At 47.0% G+C, this 25,212-nt stretch carries 21 protein-coding genes; 12 read left to right on the top strand and 9 right to left on the bottom strand.

All coding sequences use genetic code 11. The annotated features are described in order from the left end of the window. Nucleotides 1-6: 6 nt before the first annotated feature. Both HV352_RS05320 and HV352_RS05325 read right to left on the bottom strand, forming a co-directional pair. Nucleotides 7-678 (bottom strand): molecular chaperone, encoded by a 672-nt coding sequence (locus HV352_RS05320; RefSeq protein WP_019077515.1) that lies wholly within the window; start codon nt 676-678, stop codon nt 7-9. 54 nt (nt 679-732) lie between these two features. Beyond that, the gene (locus HV352_RS05325) at nt 733-1,305 is read right to left on the bottom strand and encodes a fimbrial protein (RefSeq protein ID WP_019077514.1); all 573 of its coding nucleotides are present in this window, start codon (nt 1,303-1,305) and stop codon (nt 733-735) included. Between the two features lie 1,050 nt (nt 1,306-2,355). Between HV352_RS05325 and HV352_RS05330 the strand changes: the two genes are divergently transcribed. The 11 genes from HV352_RS05330 to HV352_RS05380 are packed head-to-tail and all read left to right on the top strand — an operon-like array spanning nt 2,356 to nt 15,480. Further along, nucleotides 2,356-3,771: an undecaprenyl-phosphate glucose phosphotransferase gene (locus HV352_RS05330; protein WP_019077512.1), complete on the top strand. Its 1,416-nt coding sequence runs from the start codon at nt 2,356-2,358 to the stop codon at nt 3,769-3,771. Then, nucleotides 3,761-5,047 (top strand): outer membrane beta-barrel protein, encoded by a 1,287-nt coding sequence (locus HV352_RS05335; protein WP_109017942.1) that lies wholly within the window; start codon nt 3,761-3,763, stop codon nt 5,045-5,047. Before HV352_RS05330 ends, HV352_RS05335 begins: the two co-directional genes overlap by 11 nt. Before the next feature lies 1 nt (nt 5,048). Further along, the gene (locus tag HV352_RS05340; RefSeq protein WP_016154118.1) at nt 5,049-5,606 is read left to right on the top strand and encodes a polysaccharide biosynthesis/export family protein; all 558 of its coding nucleotides are present in this window, start codon (nt 5,049-5,051) and stop codon (nt 5,604-5,606) included. Between the two features lie 2 nt (nt 5,607-5,608). Beyond that, complete coding sequence (locus HV352_RS05345) at nt 5,609-7,738, top strand: tyrosine-protein kinase domain-containing protein (RefSeq protein WP_137367368.1); 2,130 nt, start codon at nt 5,609-5,611, stop codon at nt 7,736-7,738. Beyond that, entirely contained in the window at nt 7,735-8,946 is a 1,212-nt protein-coding gene (locus HV352_RS05350) for an oligosaccharide flippase family protein (protein ID WP_049043332.1), read from the top strand. Before HV352_RS05345 ends, HV352_RS05350 begins: the two co-directional genes overlap by 4 nt. Beyond that, complete coding sequence (locus HV352_RS05355) at nt 8,943-10,313, top strand: hypothetical protein (RefSeq protein WP_047358832.1); 1,371 nt, start codon at nt 8,943-8,945, stop codon at nt 10,311-10,313. The genes HV352_RS05350 and HV352_RS05355 overlap by 4 nt, the downstream gene beginning before the upstream one ends. 4 nt (nt 10,314-10,317) lie before the next feature. Continuing rightward, the gene (locus HV352_RS05360) at nt 10,318-11,307 is read left to right on the top strand and encodes a glycosyltransferase (RefSeq protein WP_016154114.1); all 990 of its coding nucleotides are present in this window, start codon (nt 10,318-10,320) and stop codon (nt 11,305-11,307) included. 14 nt (nt 11,308-11,321) lie between these two features. Continuing rightward, nucleotides 11,322-12,533: a glycosyltransferase family 4 protein gene (locus HV352_RS05365; protein WP_137380811.1), complete on the top strand. Its 1,212-nt coding sequence runs from the start codon at nt 11,322-11,324 to the stop codon at nt 12,531-12,533. Between the two features lies 1 nt (nt 12,534). Next, the gene (locus HV352_RS05370; protein ID WP_172860522.1) at nt 12,535-13,647 is read left to right on the top strand and encodes a glycosyltransferase family 4 protein; all 1,113 of its coding nucleotides are present in this window, start codon (nt 12,535-12,537) and stop codon (nt 13,645-13,647) included. Between the two features lie 2 nt (nt 13,648-13,649). Next, complete coding sequence (locus tag HV352_RS05375) at nt 13,650-14,057, top strand: hypothetical protein (protein ID WP_181635254.1); 408 nt, start codon at nt 13,650-13,652, stop codon at nt 14,055-14,057. Nucleotides 14,058-14,088: 31 nt separating this feature from the next. Beyond that, complete coding sequence (locus HV352_RS05380) at nt 14,089-15,480, top strand: DUF4832 domain-containing protein (protein WP_181635255.1); 1,392 nt, start codon at nt 14,089-14,091, stop codon at nt 15,478-15,480. Between the two features lie 46 nt (nt 15,481-15,526). On the opposite strand, the gene galE is transcribed toward HV352_RS05380, so the two are convergent. The 6 genes from galE to melR form a co-directional block, all read right to left on the bottom strand. Then, on the bottom strand, nt 15,527-16,543 hold the full coding sequence (galE, locus tag HV352_RS05385; RefSeq protein WP_016154109.1) for a UDP-glucose 4-epimerase GalE: 1,017 nt from the start codon (nt 16,541-16,543) through the stop codon (nt 15,527-15,529). A 66-nt stretch (nt 16,544-16,609) separates the two neighbouring features. Further along, complete coding sequence (locus tag HV352_RS05390; protein ID WP_016154108.1) at nt 16,610-17,548, bottom strand: hypothetical protein; 939 nt, start codon at nt 17,546-17,548, stop codon at nt 16,610-16,612. A gap of 208 nt (nt 17,549-17,756) precedes the next feature. Continuing rightward, entirely contained in the window at nt 17,757-18,392 is a 636-nt protein-coding gene (locus tag HV352_RS05395; RefSeq protein ID WP_016154107.1) for a carbonic anhydrase, read from the bottom strand. A gap of 154 nt (nt 18,393-18,546) precedes the next feature. Continuing rightward, entirely contained in the window at nt 18,547-19,719 is a 1,173-nt protein-coding gene (locus tag HV352_RS05400; RefSeq protein ID WP_047414825.1) for a PatB family C-S lyase, read from the bottom strand. Nucleotides 19,720-19,843: 124 nt separating this feature from the next. Then, the gene (gene nhaC / locus HV352_RS05405) at nt 19,844-21,304 is read right to left on the bottom strand and encodes a Na+/H+ antiporter NhaC (protein ID WP_016154105.1); all 1,461 of its coding nucleotides are present in this window, start codon (nt 21,302-21,304) and stop codon (nt 19,844-19,846) included. A gap of 193 nt (nt 21,305-21,497) precedes the next feature. After that, nucleotides 21,498-22,436 carry a transcriptional regulator MelR gene (melR, locus tag HV352_RS05410; protein ID WP_181635256.1) on the bottom strand — a complete coding sequence of 313 codons (939 nt, stop codon included), beginning with the start codon at nt 22,434-22,436 and terminating at the stop codon, nt 21,498-21,500. Between the two features lie 309 nt (nt 22,437-22,745). Between melR and HV352_RS05415 the strand changes: the two genes are divergently transcribed. Continuing rightward, a complete protein-coding gene (locus HV352_RS05415; protein ID WP_016154103.1) occupies nt 22,746-23,246 on the top strand; it encodes an anti-virulence regulator CigR family protein in 501 nt (166 codons plus the stop codon). A gap of 79 nt (nt 23,247-23,325) precedes the next feature. On the opposite strand, the gene HV352_RS05420 is transcribed toward HV352_RS05415, so the two are convergent. Continuing rightward, entirely contained in the window at nt 23,326-25,074 is a 1,749-nt protein-coding gene (locus HV352_RS05420; RefSeq protein ID WP_065554904.1) for a sigma 54-interacting transcriptional regulator, read from the bottom strand. Nucleotides 25,075-25,212: the final 138 nt, after the last annotated feature.

A 25,212-nucleotide genomic window follows, 5' to 3' on the forward strand; every position in this document is an offset into this window, starting at 1 on the left:
CCCAGCTTAATTGCAAGATACCGGGACGTTATTAACCGCGTTAGTGCCGCCGTAATCATCTACCCAGCTAAAACCGATATGGCTGACTTTTTGCTGTGACAACGCAAACGTGCGTTCGCCATGCGGATTAATCATGTCGGCATCAATGTTTTGGCCGTTAATATGTAATTGCGTCAGGGAGATATGTAACGGCGTCGCATTGACCGCCCGCAGAGTATGACCGTGGCACTGCCACTGTAATTTCTCAACGGCTTCAGGTAGCGTCATATTCAGCCCAACAGGGCGATAAAATAGTTTGATGCGAATACGCTGCGCCAGCTGTAAGGTATTTTCTTCATTCTCGATGGTGGGGATTTCCTGCACATTAATCCACACTACAGATTCAACATCCTCAGGAAAGCCGTTGCCCTGATAAATAGCTCGCAACACGGCTGATTTATGGCCGTCAAGTTTCAGGATCGGGGGCGTAATTAACATTGGCAGATTGGCAGGCGTCTCATCCGGATTACCATTATCCAGCCACGTCTGTACCATATATGGCTTGTCTGTATTATTGTTGACGTCAAACATCGCCGCTTTATCGTTCTCATTATAAATAACGCGCGTTTGACCCAAATTAATTGCGCTGTGAGCGGTGCTAATCACACACAGCAGCAGGTAAAAGAATATTTTATTCATCAGGTGCACTTTCCAGGTTCAGGGAAGAGTGCCATCCATAGCAATCAACGTCCGTTATTTATAAATGACGGTGTAATTCATATCCGCAGTGATCGTGCCAGCCGCAGGCAGCGTTCCGCCAATTTGCTGATATTTGGCGACCAGATCGATTTGTGCATCGCCATTTTGATCTGCTTTTAAGCTCACCTCATTACTACCGGAAGCGAAATCGAGGGCATGACCCGCTTGATCCACTTCGATGCCAACATCGGTGGCAGAAGCCGAGCCACGTTTCGCTTCCAGAAGTGCTGTGTTACTGCCAGGGGTTTTACCGGTAAAGACCACCACATAGCCGCTTCCTCCAGTTACCCCACTACAGCCGCTAAATTGCAACGTAAACGGAGTATCACCGGTGCTAGAGCCCGCGCCGCTAAATAGCTGGTTGGTAACTTGTGGCAATGCCACTGTTTTACCTGGCTGGTTTGCTGTGCTCACCACGCAGGTACTGGCAACAATTTCACCGGTAAAATGGACCGTCGCGGTGGCTTTAGAACCTGTTGCGGCAGTGGTAACGTAATTCGCTGCTGCGCCAGCATTAGCGGCAAACAAAGCGACCAGTACACTGCTGGTAAGTGCAGTTTTCATCATCATAACTCCGTTAAATTTATTATTTACCCAGAAAAGTACTTGTCAGAGGCACAGATTCAGCTGGAGTTCATCAACGTCAAAAAATGATGTAGGACTTCATTTGAAAGAAATGATTAACGTGCGTAAATTGCTCAACAAGTAATCCGGCGCGGATATTATTTATTTGCGAAAAATAAGTAAACAAAATTTTTTTGGCATGATTGAATGGCTTTGGAAGGTGTTTTTATATATATCTTAACAAAAGTGTATACATTGTTATCAATAATTCGTTGGGGCGATTTACGCTGCTTTTAACAAAATTTTAATGCTGTCATTTATTCTCTTCTCTTTATTTTAAATTGATGTGTTGGTAAGCGCTGTAAACTCTGATGTTAAAGGTGTGTTCATGCAGAATGTTGACATTAGTAATATGTAACACGCATTTTCTCAATGATTGGCTATCGTTTTAATTTAAGCCATGCTTGCCGCTTCTACTCATCGGAGTTGCTACAATTATTTAAACTAAATTTTTTTACTATTCGTTTTTTTTTTGAAATTTGAGCGTGAAAATGAAAGCAATCGCAGACTCTTCGTAAAATACCTTATTTATAATAAGGTTGCTAATCATTGCTTTGTAAATGTGTTACTAAGTTATTTTTATGGTGGGAATTATAAATACACTTATTGATTTCTTCTTGTCGCTCTCCAGGACTCTCATCACTGAGCGTAGCGCAACGAGGTTTGGACAAAGTATTGCTTTTTGTAAGGTTAACCCGTTGTCAGGCGCTCATCATGTGATTCTAGCCACTGGTAGCTTATGAATTGTGATCTGTCAATGACGTTTATGTTGCAATTAATCATGTTTTTTAAGGATGAAATTAAAAAATATTACCAATAAATAATCATCTAAATCATTGGGTTGCATTTGTATGGTGCGAAACCCATCACATTGTATTACATTGTTTTTTACATTTACTGACAGTGTGCCATTGCGTTTTTAAGACTTGTGATATAATTAGCAACATAAATGAGAAAAAAACAATTAAAGATCAATAAATAATGGGCTGAGATATGCTTAAAAAATCGCTAAAGATTAGCAGCCAGGGATATCCAGTCTTTTTAAAGCTGGTCGATTTCATTGTAATCAATGCGACGTTAATTTTTAGCGCCCATCTGTTAGGTCTGGCGCCATTTAACACCATTGCCATTCTGAGTATTCTCTTCTCAGTCTTTTTCTTACTGTTTGCTGAATACATTAAAATGTATCAACAAAAGATTAAGACGATCGGTTTACGTAATCAAAAACGGTTGGTTTTTTGTACACTACTGGCGATTTTTCTGAACGAACTGGTCAGCATGACGGTGGCTGAACCCGAGTCTCTCGGCTACTTAGACAAACTGCCTTCCCCCTTTTATTCAGCGATTATTTACTGGTACTTCATCCCATTACCTTTTCTTTATTACATTCGCTTTTTCATTTTTAAATATTCAACGAAAAAGAGTATGCGTGTGGCGATTATTGGTCTGACCGACAATGGCCTGGCGGCAGAAAACGCGTTAATGGATGAATACGCTAATATCACATTAGATCTGGCTTTTTATGATGAGCGCGCCTTATCCCGCTGTGGCGATATCGTCGATAAGGTTAAAAGCCCCTTTCGTGGGCCGGTGATCAATCTGGTTGAGGAAGCCCGGCAGGGAAATATAGACGAAATCTACATCGCTTTACCGATGGTAGCTTTACAACGCATTCGTCATTTTTTGGCGATGATGTCAGACACCACCGTAGATACGTATATTGTTCCTGACTTCCACACCTACAGTAACAACATGTCCAAGCTGCGCTCCATTCACAACCTGCAAACTATTGGCATTTTTAGTTCGCCGTTCGAAGGGGCGGGTTCGTTTATCAAGCGGGCGGAAGATTTGGTGCTTGGTAGCATCATTATGGTGATGATTTCTTCGCTGATGTTGGCCATTGCCATTGGAATCAAACTCACTTCCCGCGGGCCAGTCTTTTTCAAACAAGACCGGTATGGTCTTAGCGGGCAAAAAATTAAGGTCTGGAAGTTTCGCTCGATGCGCGTTATGGAGAACGCCGATACGGTTATTCAGGCCACTAAAAACGATCCACGAGTAACCAAGTTTGGTAGTTTCTTACGCCGTACCTCACTGGATGAACTACCGCAATTTATCAATGTATTGCAGGGAAGTATGTCGATTGTCGGTCCCAGACCTCATGCGGTTACGCATAATGAGCAGTACCGTAAACAGGTCGAAAATTACATGATCCGCCATAAAGTTAAGCCTGGGATCACCGGGCTTGCGCAGATCAACGGTTTCCGCGGGGAAATCGATGCGCTTTATAAGATGGAAAAAAGGGTTCAGTACGATATTGAGTACATTCAAAACTGGTCTTTATGGTTGGATATAAAAATTATTATTAAAACTATTTTTAAAGGATTTATCGGTAAGAATGCATACTAAATTACTCGTGATTACCGGAATCGTGATATCGCAGCCCGTATGGGCTGATTTAACACCGAAATCACACATTGGCTTTGCGGGGATCGACTTCCAGGGCAAGGTCGCTGTGGACTATGGTTATAATGATAACGTGTCTTATCAGCCACATAGCAGAGATGCTATCGGTTCCTCGTTTCAGAGCGCAGCGCCCGTTTTGAGTATGATCGGAGAGCGCGGTCAGGATAAGTATTTACTGATGTACTCCGGTGATTATCGTAACTACTCAAGCGATTCCGCTGATAACTATAACGATCATTTTTTCCGTTTTAACGGTGCCTGGCGCTATGGGCTCAAGCACGGCTTAACACTCAATCTGGAGGATACGCTTGGGCACGAATCCCGCGGTCGAGGGATCACTGAGGGGTTTCTACCGGGTCAATTCGAGCAGTATGGGATTAAATCTCCGCTGACGACGAATTTTATTAACAGTGAATTGCGCTACAGCTTTGGCGCGCCGGATGGGCGCGGGAAAGCGGAACTGGCGTTGTTATACAAAAAACTGACGTTCGGCAATACGTCTGACGCCCAGGAGAGTAGTGAAGATTTCTACAATTACATTCAGGAACAGGAATGGCACGAAAATAGCCTGGTGGCAGAAATTTTTGACCAATACACATCCAGAACGCGTTTTCGCTATAGCTTTATTACTAACCAGCGTCACTATGATAACAACTCAGAAAAAGACACTAATGAGTATTATTTACTGTATGGCCTGAAGTCACAGTTGACGGGAAAAACCAATGTCGACATGAATATTTCATGGTTGTACAAGACATTTGAAAACAACGCAAACTCGCATGATTTTAATGGTCTAAACTGGGATGTAAAAGGGGAGTGGAAGCCGTTACAACAGTCTGTTTTCACGGTGCACTCAGCGCAAAGCATTAAAGACCCATCGGAAGTTGGGGGATATATTTTAGTCACCCAGTATGGTCTTTCTTACCAGCACTTCTGGTTAGGCAACCGTTTCTCTACCTTGCTGGATTACTCATACACTTCAGAAGACTATAAAAAACAGAATAAAGATCGGCATGATAAAGATGGGGTATTTAGCGTAACCATGAGCTATGACTACACACCGTCGGTCAATTTTGAGATTAAATATCAAATAGATACGTTGAATTCGAATAAGGATACTGATTCGTTTTATATCGGTCCCAACGACAATCAGGAAGTCATCAGAACGTTGGGTTATGATAATTCTATGATTATGCTTAAAGCTAAGGTTCAGATCTAAAATGAAAATAATAGAACTGTGCGCGGTTTTGCTATTCAGTATCCTGATGGTCGGATGCACAACGTCCAGCCCGAGATTAATGGACGATCCTGCTACTGTTCAGCAGGATTACCGACTTGGGGCAGGGGATACTGTCAATATCGCTGTTCATGGTCAACCCGATATGACGATGCGGTTTATTTTGGATAAGAGTGGGGAGATTAATTTCCCGTTTGTTGGTGCTCTTATATTAAAAGATAAAACTGTTGAGCAGGTGACTAACGAATTAACTCAACGCCTGACTGGAGATTATTTTACTACTCCGATGGTGACGGTGAGTATTGCCGAGTTCCGTAAATACTATGTTTCTGGCGAGGTGAAAAGTCCGAATGGATTCGCTTATGAGCCAGGACTTACCGTCGAGAAATCTATTGCGCAGGCGGGGGGATTTACAGATCGTGCTGACCGTCAAGATATCAACATTCGCCTGTCAGGTAGCAATCAGCTGCTTGAGAATGTTGATTTAACGCACTCTGTTCATCCTGGGGATGTCGTGATTATTGGCATGGGGTTCTTCTGACGATGAAACTATCAATAGTGGAAAACGGCAAAAAACGAGAAAGCACTGTTGAATTCTCCCGCTTTGCCAAAGCGCTGAAAAAGAACGCCTGGAAAATCGCGCTGGCCGGTATCGTTGCCGGGGTCGTGGCTTATCCGTTAATCAGCATGATGTCCTCAAAGTATGTATCAACGGCGACGGTGCTGATTAAGGCGCAGGCCGATAACGTTTCTCCGTTCCCACAGGTTGATGGTTTCGATTCAACGCGCAGTGGTTACTACGAAACGCAATATGCGTTGATGCATTCACGAATTGTGCTCGAGCAAGCCGTTCGCGATATGAAGCTGGATGAAAACCCGGCATTTACCGGGGAAAAAGCCGATGCTCAGGGCGCTGATAGCAGTGAAAGTCGGCAACTGAGAATGGAGCTGGCGCTGAAAACGTTGTCGAAAAACCTGAATGTCATCGGTATTCGGACAACGAACCTCGCCTCTATTACCTATGAATCGACTTCGCCCCAGGTTGCGGCTGATATCGCCAACGGCGTCGCGCAGGCTTTCATCAACTATACGCTGGAGCAAAAGCGTCAGAAAGTAGAGAAAGCCCGCGAACTGAATTATGAAAAAATGGAAGAGATTCAGAAGTCGATAGCGAAGCAAAAAGAAGAGATGGAAAGCTATCTGAAAAATGCCGGGCTGTTGACCTTTCGCGGTATAGATGGTTTTGAAACCGAGCAGTTAAGTATCGTGACCAATCGTCTGGCCGACGCGACCCAACGTCGTGTTGCCGCTGAATCCGTTTATAACGAAGTGAATGGAGCTGGGAAGTCCGCCGAGAGCGTTATCTCGCTGCCTTCGGTCTCTAACCACGCTCAGATTCAGGATCTGCGCATTGCGTTGATTCAGGCGCAGCGTACGTTGTCTGAACTGCGCAAAGTTTATGGGCCAAAAAACCCCGCCATTTTAAAAGCAGAGGCCGATGTTCAGTCGATCCAAAGCCAAACCGGACGGGTGTTGGGTGAGCTGAAAGTCGGCTTACGTCAGCAATATCTGGCGGCGCTGGCGGATGAAAAGAACTATCAGCAACAGGTGGAACAGCAGAAAGAGATCTTCCAGAAAATGGCGTCAAAACGGGATGCCTGGAACGGCCAAAAACTGTCGTTAGATAAAATGGAAGACCTGTATAAATCGCTCTATCAGCGTACTCAGGAGTTGTCGCTGTCCGGCGTGAATGCCGATGCGGTGTTATACGATCCCGCAGTTCCTGCATTAAAACCGGCGAAGCCGAATAAATCACTGCTGTTGGTGATGGTGGTCATGCTGGTGGTTGTGTTCAGCATCATGTATTTCATTGTCAAAGCGGCGATGGATAACTCAATCGCTAGCCTGAGTCGCATGAAAAAGCGCCTCAACGTTACCCCGCTGGGCGAAATCCGTCGTTTTAGTGGAACCTCAGGGCGTGCGCAAGTGCGGGACATGATCCTGAAGAACCCGCTGAATGCCGATATTGTGCACGGTATCCGTACCCGGATTATGCTGGATAATCGTCCATTACAGACGCTCGCCGTGGCATCGACGGAACACGGTGATGGGCGTTCTTTGTTGGCGAATCTGTTAGCGAACTCCTTTAGTTTTGACCAGAAAACGCTGCTTATTGATGCAGATTTCTTTAATACGGGCGGGCTTTCTTCTGAACTGGCATCAGCCACATCCGCAGGCCTGGCTGAGCTGCTGCGCGGAGAGACTCAGCTGGAACAGGCGCGGATCACGCTCAGTGATAATCTCGACTTTATTGCGCACGGCAAGAGCACCATCTCTTCTTTACTGATGTTGTCGTCGGAGCACGTTGAACCCTTAATGCGCGAACTGAAATCGCATTATCAGCGCATCATTATTGATGTTGCTGCTGTGAATCAGAGTCAGGATGTTCAACTGATCAAACGTGCCGTCGATGGGGTTGTTTTCATTGTGAAAGCCGGGGTGGGGTCGGCGGTACACATCGCCAGCGCACTGGATAAGATTGAGGAAAATAACGGCGTGGTGATTGGCGCGGTACTCAATGCGGTTGAAGAAAAAGATCTTGAAACCCAGGAGGGTCTGCGTTCACTTAACTTCAGTACCGATCAACTGATGACGACGCCAGGCCGGGTATGAGTCTACTGAAGAGCGCTTCCACGATAGCTGGTTCATCAGTCATCTCGCAGTTGATTGGTGCGCTGTCTATCTGGTTGATTTCGCACAAGTATGATATGGCTGAGGTGGGGCTTTACGCGCTCAATTACAGCATCGCCGTGGTGGGCGCGCAGGTGTGTACCTTTGCATCGCAGCTTTTAATTCCAAAACAGCACGACGACGAACTGGTACAGAACGTCGTATTTTGCCTGATCCAAAGCACGATCATTGCCTTACCGTACGCCGTACTGTCAGCGTGGCTGTTTCACCAGAACATCCTGTTCCTCTATTTGCTGACGCTGGCGACGGCGTGGGTTTTAATCTCGGAAAACCTGTCGCTGCGCACGGCCAATTTTCGTTTTCTGATTTTCCAGCGCATCTCTGTCTCTGTGGTGGTATTACTTTCGGTTCTGGTTACGCATCAGGTGCAACTGTTTTATTGGTCATGGGCCTGCGCGACGATGGTGCTGACCATAAGCTGTATTTTGCATTCGTTTGATATTCGCTCTGTGGCGGCTAGACATTTGCGACCTGCCAGTAACTGGCATTTTTTCAAACAAAATATCCATCACATTACCAAAGTCGGTAGTGCGGAAGTGCTGGCGATGGCCAGCAGTAATTTGCCGATTATGTTGATTAACTTTTGGTTCTCGGCGCTGACGGCAGGTTATTTTTCCGTGGTTAGCCGCTTTTGCCTGGCGCCGGTGGTGATCATCGGCAACGCAGTGCGCAATACTATTTTTTCCAAGTGGTCTATCGACTTCAGAAATAATACCTTTAATTATCATGAATATACCAGGGTGCGGATGCTACTGTTGGTTCTGGGGGTTATCTGTACTCTCGGGGTGTTTATTTTCTATCCAATAGTGATGCGTCTGGGCTTTAGTGAAGACTGGATTAACTCCATTGAAACGTCGCGCTACATGTTGCCCTATTTATTCCCGGCGCTGGCGATAAGCCCTCTGACGGTGATTGAGCTTATTTTTGGTTCCCACCGCTATTTTCTGCGTATCCAACTGGAACAGCTGGCGATTGTGTTATTCGCATTTGTCGTCATTCCCTATTTTCATAAAGATTATGCCACGTCGGTTATCCTGTTTTCTTCACTGACATTTATTCGCTACGCCTTCATTTATCTGAAAATGAATAAGCGAGCCAATCTTCTGAAAGACAAGCCGGTGATACTATGACGCTGAATACCGGATACTATTTACAGGTTTTTAGCTTTATCACGCTGATCCTGTGTGGCCTGGTGCAATACTTTACCGGCATGCAGTCGGTGCTGTGGATCCCCTTTTTCCTGACCCTGTTGATGGTGGGATTATTGGTGATGCAGACGCGTGATGGCTCGCTGCAGCTGGATGCGCAGGAGACGATTGTCCTGGCATTGTATTTTTCGTTCCTGATACTGGCCGGAACATCGACGCTGATTCAGGGTGGGATCACCGTCGCGATTGTGGCATTTAAAAATGAAATCGCATTGTCACTGGTGATGATCTGTTTGCTGCTGGGATTTTGCCGGGAGTCGCAGATTTACCGTGCAACGCGCTATCTGTACTGGGTGTTTTACGCGCAAATCCCGGTAATGATTTATCAGGTTTTACTGGTCGTTCCCCAGCGCGTTGCGGTGCGTGGCGAAGATGAGAAATGGGACTCTGTGGTTGGCACGTTTGGCGGTGACCCCATGGGGGGCGGTAACACTGCTGCGATGGGCCTGTTTTGCCTGTTGATTATGTTGTTAAAAGTCTCTGAGTATAAGCACGGGTTGACCACGTTCAAGTCCATGGCGCTGCACATTGTTCTTGGGATCGGGCTATGTATTATTGGTGAAGTGAAGTTCGTCATTCTGCTGTCACCTCTGTTCCTCGCGTGGGTGTGGATCTCACCGAGCTACGTCAAAGACGTCAGTAAGGTTAATCTGAAGACGCTGTTGGTTATTGTGGCGGGCATGCTGCTGCTTATTAGCCTGTCGATAGTGATCCTCGCGTACTATTATTCTTCCGCGTTTGGCGGCGATCCGTCGAAAAGCTCGTTAAGCATTTTCATCGACTCCTTAAGCTATATTTTTGACCCGAACTACATCATGTCTACCGGGGAGTTAGGGCGCTTTACGACGTTCCTGTTCTGGTTGAAAAATAACGATCTGTGGGGGCTTTCAGGAACATTATTTGGGTACGGGCTCAACGCCACTAACAGCGGGAGTACGGTGTCGCCGGGCTTTTTGAATATCATTTATAACTTAATTCTCGACTCGACTTCCCTGAGTATGCTGCTGTGGGAAGTCGGGGTGATCGGCACGTTACTTTTTATTAGCTTATTCATTTATATCCTGAAAGTTTGTCAGCCAAAGCCATTACTGACGCTTGAACAACTGGACCAGCAGGATCTTCAGTTGCTGAGCTTTGCACCGGCGTTTAACGCTTTTGCTATCAGTTGCTTAATTAGCTTACCTTACAGCCAGATACTGATGATTACACCGATGTTACAATTCCTGTTCTATTTATCACTAGGATCAAGTTTAGTGATTCGTCGAACCGTCCTTCGCTGTGTAGGGTAATTGTATGGACCAAAAACCGTTTATTTCAGTGAGTATTAAAACACTCAATGAATCTGAATGTATTGAGAAAACGATAGACAGTATCCGCAGGCAGCTTGTTGATTATCCACATAAAATTATAGTGGCAGATAGCCTGTCAACGGATAACACCCAACAGCTTGCGATCGATAAAGGGGTGACCGTGGTCTCTTTAACTGACCCTGGCGATCGCTGCTGCGGCGTCGGGCATCAGTTAGGTTATCTGTATAGTGAAGGGGAATATCTGTTGCTGATGGACGGCGACATGGAGCTGGAAGAGGGCTTTGTGGATCAGGCTGTCGCTTTTTTGCAGGCTGAGCCGGAATATGCAGGTGTCGCGGGAACCGTTGAAATGGACGATGCCGTTAACTATGAATTTAAATCGCGTAAGCAGCGTATTAGTAAAATCTATCCGCTTGGAGATAGCGACCATTTAGGCGGTGGTGGGTTATATCGCCGCTCTGCGATTGAGAAAATTGGTTATCTCACCAACCGTAATTTGCACGCTTATGAAGAAGCTGAACTTGGCCTGCGTTTGCTCGATGCGGGTTATAAACTACGCCGTCTGAATATTCCGTATTTTATTCATACTTCGCATACCATGCCGACCTTTCAGATGCTGAAGCACCGCTGGAAAAGTGGATACTATCAGGCACCGGGCGAGCTTTTACGTTGTGCGTGGGGAAAACCTTATTTCGGCAAAGCGTTAAAAATGGTTAAGAACGAGGCGATTTTTTCTGTGTATCTGATTGCCTTGTTTATTGCGGCGGTGACCTTCAATCTCGAACTTTTCGATATTGCATTTCTACCCTTGCTAGCCTTTATTATCTTGAAAACCGTGCAGAATCGATCGTTATTGAACGGATTGCAGAGCGTAATGAACCTGGCCGTGCTTTCTGCGGGACTTGTTAAAGGGTTGACTAAACCAGTACGCGATCCGTTGACTCCGCCTGACAGTAAAATCATTCATGAATAACTAAGGCTGGCGCAATGAAAGTTTTATTAGTGAATAAGTTTTTTTTCATTAAAGGCGGCGCGGAAACCGTTTATTTTCAAGAGCGCGAGATGCTGAAACAGGCCGGAGTGCAGGTTATTGATTTCTCGATGCAGCATGAGAACAATTTCCCTTCGGACTATGCGGATTATTTCGTCAGCAATGTGGACTACCACCAGGAGAGCAATCTGCTGGGCGGGCTCAAAACGGCGGTTAACTTTATTCATAATTCGCAAGCCTGCAAAAAGATGCTGGCGCTACTACAAAAAGAGCGTCCGGATATCGTCCACTTCCATAACATTTACCATCAGTTAACGCCAGCGTTGATTAAAGTGGCCCGCAATTTTGGCTGCAAAACGGTGCTGACCGCGCATGACTATAAAATCGTCTGTCCTGCCTATTCCATGCTGCGCGACGGTAAAGTGTGTGATTCCTGTATTACCGGGACGGTTTTCAATGCCTTCAGGTATCGTTGCCAGGAAGGCTCTGCTTCAAAAAGCCTCTTGCTCTCTTTAGAGGCGACCTGGCAATATATTGCGCAAAATTACCAGGCGCTGGATGTGATCGTTTCGCCGAGCGTCTTTTTACGCGGCGTATTGTTGCGTACGCTGCCGAATTCGCGCATTGATGTCATCGTCAATGGCGTTGATGACAGCCGTCCTCTGGATGAGGTAAGCGATGCGGGCTATATGCTGTACTTCGGTCGCCTGAGCCGTGAAAAGGGCGTGGCAACGTTATTGGCGGCGCATGAGAAAATGCAGAACAAAGCGCCGCTGAAAATTGTGGGGCACGGTCCCCTGCACGACGAATTAGTCGCCCAATACCCGGACGTTGAGTTTTTAGGTTATGTGCAACAAGGGGAAGCTCTCGATAACCTTATTAAGCATGCCCGGGCAGTGATCCTTCCTTCAGAATGCTATGAAAACTGTTCTATGGCGATATTAGAGGCGATGTCCTTAGGCAAGCCGGTGATCGGATCGCGCATCGGCGGCATCCCGGAACAAATTCGTGACGGTATCGAAGGGATTTTATTCGAACCTGGCAATGCGCAGGAGTTAGCAAATGCGATGGATGCACTGGCCGACTTGCCAGAGAAGGCGCGGGTCATGGGCTTACAGGGTCGTGCGCGATTGAGTGAAAAATATGCGCTGAGTAAACATATGGATACTCTACTGGCGCTCTATAAAGAACTGCTGAGCAGGCCATAGTATGAGTAAAAAAATAACGGTTTTTGGTACGCGTGGTATTCCTGATGTATTGGGCGGGGTGGAGACACACTGTCAGAATCTATATCCTGCCATTAAGCAGCAGTTGGACGTTGATATTTGCGTGATTGCACGCTCGCCGTATGTAAATTACAAACGATCGTTATATAAGAAAGTTGAAACCTACGCGCTGTGGGCACCCAAAAAGCGCTCGCTGGAAGCGATTGTCCATTCCGTTTTAGCGGCATTTAGGACAAGTATCGACCATTCGGATATTGTGCATGTCCATGCTATCGGGCCTGGGCTTGTGATCCCATTATTACGCATGTTAGGGAAAAAGGTGGTGTTCACCCATCATGGACCTGATTACGATCGTCAAAAATGGGGATTCGTTGCTAAAAAAATATTGCTGCTGGGTGAGCGTTGGGCTGTGAGATATGCCAACGAAGTGATTGTGATTTCTGAGGTTATTAATCAACTGATCCAGAAAAAACACGCTCGCTATGATGCGCATTTAATTCACAATGGCGTCAACGAACCGCGGTCGTTATCTGCGCTGACCATCGACAATACGCTCTCCCGCTTTGGGCTGCAGCCGAAAAACTACCTCGTGGTGGTTGGGCGATTTGTGGAAGAAAAAGGGATGCATGATGCCATTGCCGCCTATCAGCGCAGCGGTTTCACTATGCCGTTAGTGTTAATTGGCGATGCGGATCATCCGACCGAATACAGCATTCGCCTCAAAAAGCTTGCCGCGGACACGCCTGGCGTTGTGATGACGGGGTTCTTGCGTGGTGATGAGCTTCAGGCGGTGTTTTCGCAGGCACAGCTGTTTGTGATGCCTTCATACCATGAAGGATTGCCCATTGCGCTGCTGGAAGCGATGTCATTTTCTCTTCCTGCCGTCGTCAGTGATATTCCGGCTAACCTCGAAGTTCAACTGCCGTCCGAGGCCTATTTTAAGGTGGGGGATGTGACCAGCCTGGCCGAAAAACTAACCGAGTGGGCGGCAACCAATAGCGTGGACTATCGTGTATATTTGCAAAACTATAACTGGCATGAAATCGCCAAAAAGACGATTAACGTCTATCACTCAATTGATAAAGATATAGGTTAATTTTGACCAGTCCTCAAAATCGTCCTCCCGTCATCGAACGATTTTATGCTCACCTTGACGAGCCGATTGCGCAAGGGTTGACTCCTGAACAAAAAGAAGGGGTGGAAAAAGCGATCCTGGCCTCGACTCTGACTTCGCGGCATCAGATCGATATTCGCCGAAGCTTTCCCTTTTTCAGTAAACGCTATTATCTGGTTTTTTTGTTTGGCAGAGATTTGCGTCGGCTGCATCGTCAGGAATCGACCCTGTCGAGAATATTGCTCACTTTTTTGCTGCTGATAGCCGTGTTGTTCGTTACCTGCTGCGTATTGCTGACGCTGTATATGATCAAATCAGCATTAGGTATTGATGTGTTCCAAAATTTTCATGTGGGTATATGGGACTGGTGGTTAAGTCTGAAAAACCGCTAGCGTAAACAAACCTGTGGAGGGCGTCACTGCGATGAAGTGTAAATGGGTTTCTGCGCTGTTGTTGATGTCCTTTCCGTTGGCGGTTATGTCCGCATTAACGACCGTAACCCCCAAAGCATTAACGGGCCCGCTAACCAATCCGGGGATTGGCGTGGCAAGTTTCCATCAGGGGTACGGTGAAACGCTGGGTCTGGCGGATTATCCCAATACCGGATTTGAATACGAGCGATTTTACTGGCGAGAGCTGGAGCCTGTTGAAGGTCAGTATAATTTTGCGCTGGTGGATGATGCCTTCAAATACGCGGCAGCGCATCGTCCCGCGATGAATGTCGGGCTGCGGTTTATGGTGCTTGCCGATCCGGGGGATGGCACCAAAATTCCCGATTGGCTGATTAAAAAAGGCGTGAAAGGTAGCTGGACGCCCGATAATAAAACATTTATTCCGGATTTAAGCGACCCGCTGTTTATTGAGTACAGCCAGCGTCTGCTGAACGCATTCGGAAAACGCTACGACGGTAATGCGAATCTCGCTTTTGTGGATATCGGCATGGTGGGGGCCTGGGGGGAATGGCATAACAGCAATTTCCCTGAGCTGAAACCACTGTTGGAGCAGTACTCCACCGCGCAGTTAGACCGCTACGTCGCAATGCACTTTTCTGCCTTCCCTTCGACGCCGAAAATAATGTTGATGAGCGGTGGGCAAAGTCTGGCGAATGCGGTGGCGCGAGGGGCTGGATGGCGGGCGGATTGCTGGGGTGACCTGCGCGTATTTTCGGACTCCTGGAGCCATATGGCCGATGATTACCCGCAGCGATTACTGGCAGCACAGCAGAGCTATTCGGGGTTTAACGATGCCTGGAAACGTGCGCCGGTCAGTCTGGAAATCTGTTCATATATGCAGGACTGGAAGAACACCTTCCACTATACGCGTGCCGAAGTGCAGGGCATTTTTGACTGGGCGGTCAAGCAGCACGCCAGCACGATCAACCTGAAATCGAGAGCGATACCCAGCGATTATCGACCGATTGTTGATGATGCGCTGACCAAACTGGGCTATCGGTTTCGCTTAGCGTCTCTGAGCCATGAGTCCGTGTGGGACGGCGGACAAACGTTGAGGTTGAACAGTACCTGGTATAACGAAGGTATCGCACCGATTTATCTGCCCTACACGCTGGCATTTCGTGTGGTGGATAGCGCCAATAAGGTGGTGGCGCAGGGGAATGCGGCGGATGATATACGACGTTGGCTCCCGGGCGTTTATCAGGTTAGCTACGCATTGCCCATGCCGGGTCGACTGGCGAAAGGGCAATACGCCATTGAGGTTTCGATGCTGGATAAATCCGGGGCGGCAAGAATTAACTTTGCCAACGAAGGAAAGCAGAGCAGCGGCTGGTATCGCGTATCAACGATAACGGCACACTAGCCCGTCACTGCAACGAGCCTGAGGCTCAGGCTCGTTGCCGGGTACATCAGATGTTATAACCATTCGGGTTGTTTTTTTGCCAGTTCCAGGTGTCACGCATCATTTCATCAAGGTTGTAGATGGCCTTCCAGCCTAACTCTTTGTATGCCAGTGACGGGTCAGACCAACATTCGGCAATGTCGCCGGGCCTTCTGTCGACAAACTGATAGCTTATTTTTTTCTGCGCCGCTTTTTCAAACGCCTCAATCAGATTAATCACAGAATAACCGACCCCGGTACCGAGATTAATCACCTTATAGGCAGCGCCTTTATTCTGGCTATCCAGCGCGGCTAAATGGCCGGTCGCCAAATCCATGACGTGGATATAATCACGAACGCCGGTGCCGTCGGGGGTTGGATAGTCATTGCCGTACACCGACACGGTTTTCAGCTTACCAATCGCAACCTGGGAGATGTACGGCACCAGGTTATTGGGGATACCGTTGGGATCCTCACCAATTCGACCCGATGGATGGGCGCCGACTGGGTTGAAATAGCGCAGGCAGGTAATGCGGAAATCGGGCTGCGCGCGGGAGAAATCGGCCAGAATCTGTTCGACCATTAATTTAGAGGTACCGTACGGATTGGTGGTTCCCCCCGTACGCGATTGCTCGCTCAGCGGCACGCTTTCCGGATTACCGTATACCGTAGCAGATGAGCTAAAAATGAATCGATTAACGCCTGCGGCCAGCATCTCATCCAGTAAAACCAGCGTTCCAGTGACGTTGTTTTCGTAGTAAGCAAGGGGTTCTTTTATCGACTCGGAAACCGATTTGAGGCCCGCAAAATGAATGACATCAGTGATGTTATGGTTGGCGAAAATGTTTTTTAATGCCTGCCTGTCGAGAACATCAGCGATATAGACAATGGGTTCCCTTCCTGTGAGTTCCGCGACCCTGTCCAGCGAGATTCGGCTGGCGTTCGCCAGATTATCGATGACAACGACATCATCTCCTCTTTCCAGTAGCGTTAAAACAGTATGTGAACCAATATAACCTGCACCACCAGTGACAAGAATAGCCATACAGACTCCAGAAAAATGCTAAAAACCCGAGCGATTTTCCAGCAATGCACCCAAGGATCCAGTGGATCAGTTATTTTGCCGGGAAAGATATACGTTTCTATATTTTATCATACACTTATATGATATTTTTTTAAAGATTGCCAACAGACTGAACTTATTTATTTTTGTATCATAGGCAATATAATTACTTGAGAAGTTTAGCGTGTGAACGCCGTCACTGTGGTTGATCGACGAATTGATTTGTTCGATCAGATTCTCATCAAAATTAGCGTCATTCAGTGTGACTAATTCTTTAATGTAGATAGATTTTCCATACGTTTCAGGTGTGCATTCCTGGGTTAAGAAATACATTTTGTTATCGACAAGATAAGGCGCACCCGCTCCCCGATGATGATGATTACTCACCTTTAATGCAGGAGTAATTCTCTGCCACTGTCCGTGAAGATGCTCTGCCGAATGAATAATTATTTTATTATCCATGGTGGTCGACATAAGATAGCAGGTCTCATTCATTGAAAGAAAAATGTTATCTGTCACTTCGGTGTCAGAGATTAGAACTTTAATTTTCTTCCAGCGCGTAGGAAACTCTACTGACTGAAACAGTATCACTTCTTTTCTTTCTGATGATTCAGGAATCATGAAGAGCTGATCGTTAATATTAATCAGGAAAGGAAATGACAAATGACACATCAGGTCGTCAAAACCTTCAAGTTTCACGTCATCAATTTCAACCAGTTCACGATCAAGAATACGGCATCGGAGCGTGCCTTTCGAGTTGCGAAAGCTAAAAGCTTCATAAAAAACAAACAGTTTATCATCTTTTTCAATAAGAAAAGGATCGGCCTGAAACGTATATTTCTTTTTTAACTGCTGTGCAGCGGATTTACTTAATATATCCAGTGTATTATTTGGGAATAAGTGTGTACCATGATCCTTAATAATCATGATATCCCACGACTCATGATAGAATAACATATTTATTATTCTTTTTATTTTTGCTTGCATTCGTACCCGCTCCTTTTTATCGCCTGCATCATGTATGAACAGCTATTTGCGGCTCAGTTCATGAGACCTGTCGCAACGTTGTATGAATGTGCGAAAACTGATGTGAGAACACCAGTGGCTATTTTAAAACTAGTCGCAAGCATGTTTTTTGTCTATAGCACAAAAGTAGGTAAAAGCTCTCCAGAGCATCCTTGCTCCAGTGGACGATTTACTCGAAATGCACCTGCGGGTTATCAGCAAGGGAGACGTAGGTTTTGCTGTTTTTATCCAGGGTACGGATTTCACCGCTTTCGATGTCATATACCCAGCCGTGCAGACGAAGCGCATTATTTCGCAGCCCAACCGCGACGCAAGGATGCGTTTTAATATTATTGAGCTGTGCGATAACGTTTTCTTCCACCATGGCGTTAACTTTATCGATTGGGTTATCCCAGGTTTTCTTCTCAACCACGGCTTTCGCGGCATCGGCATAGTGCAACCAGTGAGCCACAGCGGGCATCGGATCCAGAGGCTGGCTATCGGCAATGGCTTTCATCGCGCCGCAGTTGGAGTGTCCGCAGATGACGATATCCGTCACGCCAAGTGCGACAACCGCGTATTCAATCGTAGCAGATACGCCACCGGGTTCCGGTCCAAAAGACGGAACGATATTACCGGCGTTGCGGATAACGAAAAGCTGTCCGGGCTCTTGCTGAGTAACGAGTTCTGGCACCAGGCGGCTATCGGAACAGGAGATGAAAAGCGCTTTAGGATTCTGGCTGGATGCCAGGCTGCGAAAGAGTTCCTTACGTTGAGGGAAAATCTCTTTTTGGAAGTTGAGGAAGCCCTCAATGATATGTTGCATAGCAGTGTCTCTTTTCTCTGTTTAAGCAGGTTATGATGAAGATCACACTTTCCAGTTTAACACCAGCCGACAGAACGGAAAAACTTTATAGCAGTTCTGCAACATCTTTGTATAGTTTTGCCCCACCGTGGCGGGGCAAAGAGTGTGATGCGCGCTATGCGTTCTGTCGTTTTTGGTACGCCGCTTTCAGTCGGTTCATCGCTTCTACCAGTACCGAGCGCGGGCACCCAACGTTGAGTCTCATGTGACCCTCTCCGCCGGGGCCATATTGCGCGCCTGGTGACAGACCCAGTTTTGCTTCCTTCACAAAAAATGCGCTTAGCTGTTCATCGCTAAGATTCATTTTTTCCGCGTTCAGAAACAGAAGATACGATGCGCCGCCATACACAATGGAGATTAAGGGACAGTGCTTTTCAATTTCACTTTTAACAAACGCCACATTGTCGGCCAGGTAGGCTAATAATTTCTGGTGCCAGTCGCCACAATGGGTAAAGGCGCTGTAAATGGCCGCCTGCTGTAATGAATGTGTCTCGGCAAGGTAGCAGTTATCCAGGAAACCATAGAACTGATGGCGTAATTCATCATTTTTAATAATGGCAATTCCGCCCTGGATCGCCGCCGTGTTGAAGGTTTTACTGATTGAGGTCAGCACGATTGACTGGCTCCCTGTCGCTTCGTCTAAAGTAAAAAACGGCAGATGGCGCTTGCCTGGCAGGGTTAAATCACTATGCACTTCATCAGAGAGAATAATGACGCCAGCTTGCTGACAATAGTGACTTACTTTTTCCAGCGTTTCCCGCGACCACACCATACCGCCCGGATTATGCGGCGAAGGGAAAAGAAACATTTTGCACTGCTTGAGTTTTTCGCTGAAATCATGCCAGTCAAATTCGTAATGACCATCTTTCTCAATGAGGCGCGTTTGAATCAAATTCCTGCCGCTGGTGTTTACCAGATTAGGGTAGGGGTCATATATTGGCGTACAGGTTAAAATATTATCACCTGGTCGGGTAAACACCATCAGAGAGAGTACGATAGTTTTTATGACGCCGGGAATAAAATGCAACCAGTGTGGCTTTATGTCGACATCATACTGTTGCGCATACCAATGAATAACGGACTCTTTCCATTGCGGATAATCCAGGTTGTAGCCTTGTACTGGCTGCGATACCACTGAACGCAGTGTGCTCATGATTGGCTCTGGCGTCACAAAATCCATATCTGCAATCCACAGCGGTAATACATCGGTGGTGCCGTACATCTGTTGTAATTGACCGTATTTACGGCAATTAACATCCCTTATGACAATATCATCAAACAAAGACATTGCTGACTCCTGGACAGTCTCTGAAAAATAGTTTAAGCAACGCAACAGTGAAGAATATTTCTGTATATCTAATCGATATATTAAATTTACCCTGGTGGTAGCCAATATTTAGCTATTTATTAACCTATGATTTTTGCTCAACCATATGCTCTGTAGCTTCATTTGGTTCATATTTAGCAATGCCAATACCGGTGGCAGCCCACAGCAGGGCAAAGATGATGCCGCTGTAGCAGAGGATTGCCCATGGCAAATAATCAAGTGTCGCCACGCCCAGCATCGTGGCGCAATAAACGCCTGAGGCAGACCAGGGAATAATCGGTTCGACAACGGTTCCGGCATCTTCGGTAGTACGCGAGAGGTTCTTTGTCGCAAGTCCTCGTTTTTTATATTCTTCTTTAAAGGCATCGCCGCACAGCAGCAGTGGCAAGGTTCCATTTGCCGTACAGGCACAGATGGTGAACGTCGTCACAATCGTGGTGGCCACCAGGCGGAATGTGGATTTAACGCCTTTCGTGAGCGCGTTTATCACGGTGTGCAAAGAGCCTGTCGCACTCATTGCGCCGGCAAAGCTGAAGGCGCTGAAGACGGTGACGAAGCTGCTAAACATTGAAATGGCGCCGCCTCGTTCCAGTAAGCGCGAAACATCTGATGACAGTGTTGGCAGGTTATCTCCGGTGAGCATCGCGAGCTTAAAACCGCTAACCACGGATTCGCCAACCGATGATGCGGTAAATTGCTGAAAGGCTAATGCCAGAATCATCGAGACTATTGTGGATAAAAAGAGCATCGGGATTGGCGGTCTTTTTGACAATGAGCCATACAAAACGATGATCGGTGGCAACAGTAGCAGAATGTTAAAGTGATAAATCTGGCCGATAGCGTTCATCAAGTTGGTGATATTAGCTGGCGCGCTGGATGAGGCATCAATGCCCATGCCCATATAGCTGTATACGACGCAGCAAATAATAAATCCCGGGCCGGTGGTCCACAGCAGATGGCCGATATGCGAGTACAGGTTTACACCGGCAGCCAGCGCCGCCATGTTGGTTGAGTCAGAAACCGGAGAAAGCTTATCACCAAACCAGCAGCCGGAGACAATAGCGCCAGCAGCAATGGGCAGCGAAACATTCAGACCAATCGCTACGCCAATCATGGCGATCCCGACGGTTCCGATAGATCCCCAGGAGGTGCCGGTACAGACTGAGATCAGCGCTCCCAGCATAAATGCTGAAATATAGAAATACTGCGGGTTAATCCACTTCAGACCATAATAAATCATCATTGGAATAGTGCCTGACACCATCCATGCGCCAATTAAGAAACCGATACTGGCGACGATTAATATGACAGGAAGCGCTTCAGATATTTTATTGCAAATAGATTGTAGAATGTCATCCCATGTGTAGCCGTGAGCGATGGCGATAAACGAGGCGGTTGCGGTTCCCATGAGGATCATGGGTTCAGCTCGAATATTGAAGATAAAATATCCGATGCTAATGCCACCCAGCATGACTATCATGGGTAAAACTGACCAAAAGAAAGACAATGGCTTTCTGTTGTTAGCGGTGCAGCTATTTAATTCCATAATTCCATCCCAATCGATAATGGTTGAACACGTCAAATAAATACCTGCTACAGGTCACCCATAAATGGGTAACATAGTTGCCAGAGTTCATGGCTGAACCCTATTTTATTAACTGCTGCAGATTATCTATTTTGACCTGCTATTCTGACGCTTATATTTTGGTAGTAAGGTAAGAGTGAGTTTGACGAATAAATTACCCCTCGGCATAAGGTGAATGATTTCGGCGCTGTTGGCTCAGTTTGCGATATTGCTGCGGCGGCATGCCGACGTATTTATGAAATGAGCTATAAAAACGGCTGCTGGATCGGAAACCTGCAATTGTAGCGATATCCAGAATTGTTTTATCCGTATCGCTGAGCAAAGCCCGCACATGGTTGATGCGCATTGCGGTAATATACTGTTTCATGGTTAGTTGCATCACGCGATGAAAAATGCCCATCGCATAATTTGGGTTGAGCTTAACGTGTTCGGCAATAGCATCGACCGTAAGCTGTTTGTCGCAGTTTGCGGCAATAAACTCCAGCATCTGGCTGACGTAAAACTGTGAATGCCGTGAAATACTGTTTTTCTGGGTGCGCGATGTTTTGTTACCCAGCACTGGCCGCCAGCCAGCGAGGCTAAATCGCTTGAGCATCAGGGCAATCTCATCAATGGCTAATTGACGAATTGGCTCATTGTCGCTGTTGAGTTCACTCTGCCAACGCTGCACTTCAAAAGCGCTCAGCTGCTGCGAGGCAAGCGACGTGATCACCATCCCATGCGTCACGTGGTTGATCAGTTCCCTGTCCAGCGGCCAGGACAAAAACAGATGCATCGGTAAGTTGAAGATGGCCATCTGTTTACAGTGCCCGGCATCCGTCAGCTGATGGGGGGTGCAGGCCCAGAACAGCGTGATAAAGCCCTGTTTGCTTTTCACCACTTCGTCATTGAAAAGGTACTCCACATCGCCATCAAACGGCACATTCACTTCAACCTGACCGTGCCAGTGGCTGTAGGTCATGGCCAGCGGAGCCCGCAGCTCGACGTCCATCCGCTGATACTCTGAGTAGAGCGCCAGCGGACTTCGCGACTTTTTTTCATAGCTGCGACACATATGTGGGTCGAGCGGCAGCTGCGGGGTACTTTTTGCCATTATGGGTGGGTTCCTGAATAGTGAATCTGACCATGGGTAGCGCCAAAGCATGAACATAGCTTAACCGAAAAAAAACGCCGTTTTCTCTCCATTTTCGCGAAGTTATTCCCAAAAACTCAGATCCTGTGCCTGTCGCTTGCCAATCTGAGTTAACGGGAATGGCGGGTTTTGATTTTAAAAACGGTCAATCAAAGCTGCTCACTTTGCAAAGCGACAGCGTTTTTCTGCCAATAAATCGGATTCATAGCGATAGCCAATATTCACGCAATACCATACATTTTGTATGTATCCATATCTTAAGGAATCATCATGTCCAGGCTCCGTACTTTAGCAACGGCTTTAGTTGCCGTTGCCGCGATGTCGATGTGCGCTATCCCCGTTTCGGCTAACCCCGGCAATGGCAACGGAAATGGTAATAGCGGCAACCATGGTAATAGTGGGAATAAGGGTAATAGCAGTCATAGCCAGAAAGGAAATCCAGGCCCAAAAAACAACTCGCAATCGGAACAGCGTAAAAATTATGGCAAGCCGGACCATGTTGATAGTGATATTAGCTATAACGTGGCCAGGCAGTATGCCGTCAGATATGGTTTGACGGGATATAAGTCACTGCCTCCGGGCATCGCCAAAAATCTGGCGCGAGGAAAACCACTTCCTCCGGGGATCGCTAAGAAAAGTGTCCCATCCTCGATGCTGAATCAACTGCCATATTACCCGGGTTATGAATGGCAGGTTGTTGGCGACAATCTGGTGTTGATTGCACTGAGCACGGCAATTGTCACCGCGGTTATCAATGGTGTGTTTGATTAAGTATCCCTGTACTTAATTTGCTCTGTTATACCCACCACAAGCCCGCGCTACGCGGGCTTAATTGTTAAAAAAGTGGGGCTCACAAACCATACAGTTTTATTTTTCGATAGAGCGTGGCAATACTGACTCCCAGTTCTGATGCAGCCTGTTTTTTGCCCTCCACGCTTGAACCAAATCGCTGGATGGCATTTTCGATGGCGTCCCTTTCCGCTTGTTTTCCTTGGTTCGCCAGCTGTCGGGGTTGTGCGGTCATCGTGGTTTTCCTGCTGTCAGCCGGGGAGAGTAAATAAGGGGGCAGATGGCTGGCGTTGATCCCGGCGGCTTCTCCGCGCATCACAAAAATGTATTCGATGACGTTGCGTAATTCGCGAATGTTCCCCGGCCAGTGCCAGGCATAAAGGCGATTAATAACGTCATCGGGCAGTTTTTGCGGTGAACGCTGGTAACTGACCGAAAACTCATCGGCAAAGTATTGTGCAAGGACGGCGATATCAGCCCTGCGTTCACGCAGGGAAGGAAGCACCAGAGGGACGACATTCAGGCGATAGAAAAGGTCTTCGCGAAACTGATTATTCTCCACCATCGCGCTAATATTTTTGTTGGTCGCGGCAATAATGCGCACATCAATATTAATGATGTTATTAGAACCCACGCGGGTGATCGCTTTTTCCTGCAACACCCTGAGCAGCTTGGCCTGCAGGTGCAGCGGCATATCGCCGATCTCATCCAGAAACAGGCTGCCGCCGTTGGCCAGTTCAAATTTCCCCATTCGTCCTTTGGGATCTGCACCGCTAAATGCACCGCGTACATAGCCAAACAGTTCGCTTTCTAGTAGTTGCTCGGGGATTGCCGCGCAGTTGATTGTCACGAAAGGGGCGGCTTTACGGGGGCTGTTTTGGTGAATGGCAAATGCCACGACCTCTTTACCCGAGCCGCTTTCCCCGGTGATGAGCACGCTGGCGTAGCTGTTGGCAATTTTGCTAATGGTGCTTCTGAGCTGCTCCATTGAGGAAGAGTGACCAATCAGCCGCACCTGCGTGTCAGACTCGTAAGGGGATGGAGTAAGGTTACTCAGGTAGTCGTGCGCATCACGAAAGATGACCATCGTTAAGCGATCGTTATCCAGCGAGGAGAGCGAAATTTGTTTGCACAGTACATGGTGTTTCTGGCCTTCAAGCGTCAGCCATGCTTCTTCATCGCCATACAAACTGTCCCCGGTTGTTTCAATGGTTAGCGGTAATCCCTGAACTTCGCGGTTGAGAATGCGATCGGCTGAATGATTGGCATGCCAGATAAGACCATTGCCATCAATTGCTACAACGCCGCGGTCCATGGCATCGATCAGACGCCGAAATGCGCCGAGGGTTTCCTGCGCGCGTAAACGCTCCAGACATTCAAAGACCTTACTGGAGATCATCACCGCGATTTGCTCAATAAAAGTGACAAACTTATCAATCTGGCTCAATAACGCGTCACGCTGCGCCTGGGTTGAGCAAATAATTCCGATCACGCCAATCACACGATTGTTGAGAAAAATTGGTGCGTTCAAATCCAGCATTTCAGAACAGTAGTGGTGTTTTTCACATAACTGACACAACGGATGTTCGCCGGGGTTTTTGATAAGAACCGTTTCTCGGACCTGCAAAACGTGGTGGTAGATGTAGCCATTTTTTGCCACGTTTTCATTGAGCATATGTCGGTATTTACCGGTGCCAGCGATGCGCATTAAGGATTCATCGATGATTTCAACATCCGTTCCGGTTATGCCAGAAATAGCGTCGGCATAATTGCAGATATCATCCTGGATATTGCTGAGTACTGAAATCATGGTACTTCTCCGGCAGTGAGTGGCATTTCTCAAGGGAGATGATAAATATGCGAAGCAATGCAAAAATGATTTGCGAAAAATCAATCTACCGCTCTGTTTTTGGATGTTTTTTTATTTTATCTTCCGCGATCACACTAT

Origin of the sequence: Citrobacter sp. RHBSTW-01044 (assembly GCF_013781945.1) — a bacterium.
In the GTDB taxonomy this organism is placed as follows: Bacteria; Pseudomonadota; Gammaproteobacteria; order Enterobacterales; family Enterobacteriaceae; genus Citrobacter; species Citrobacter braakii.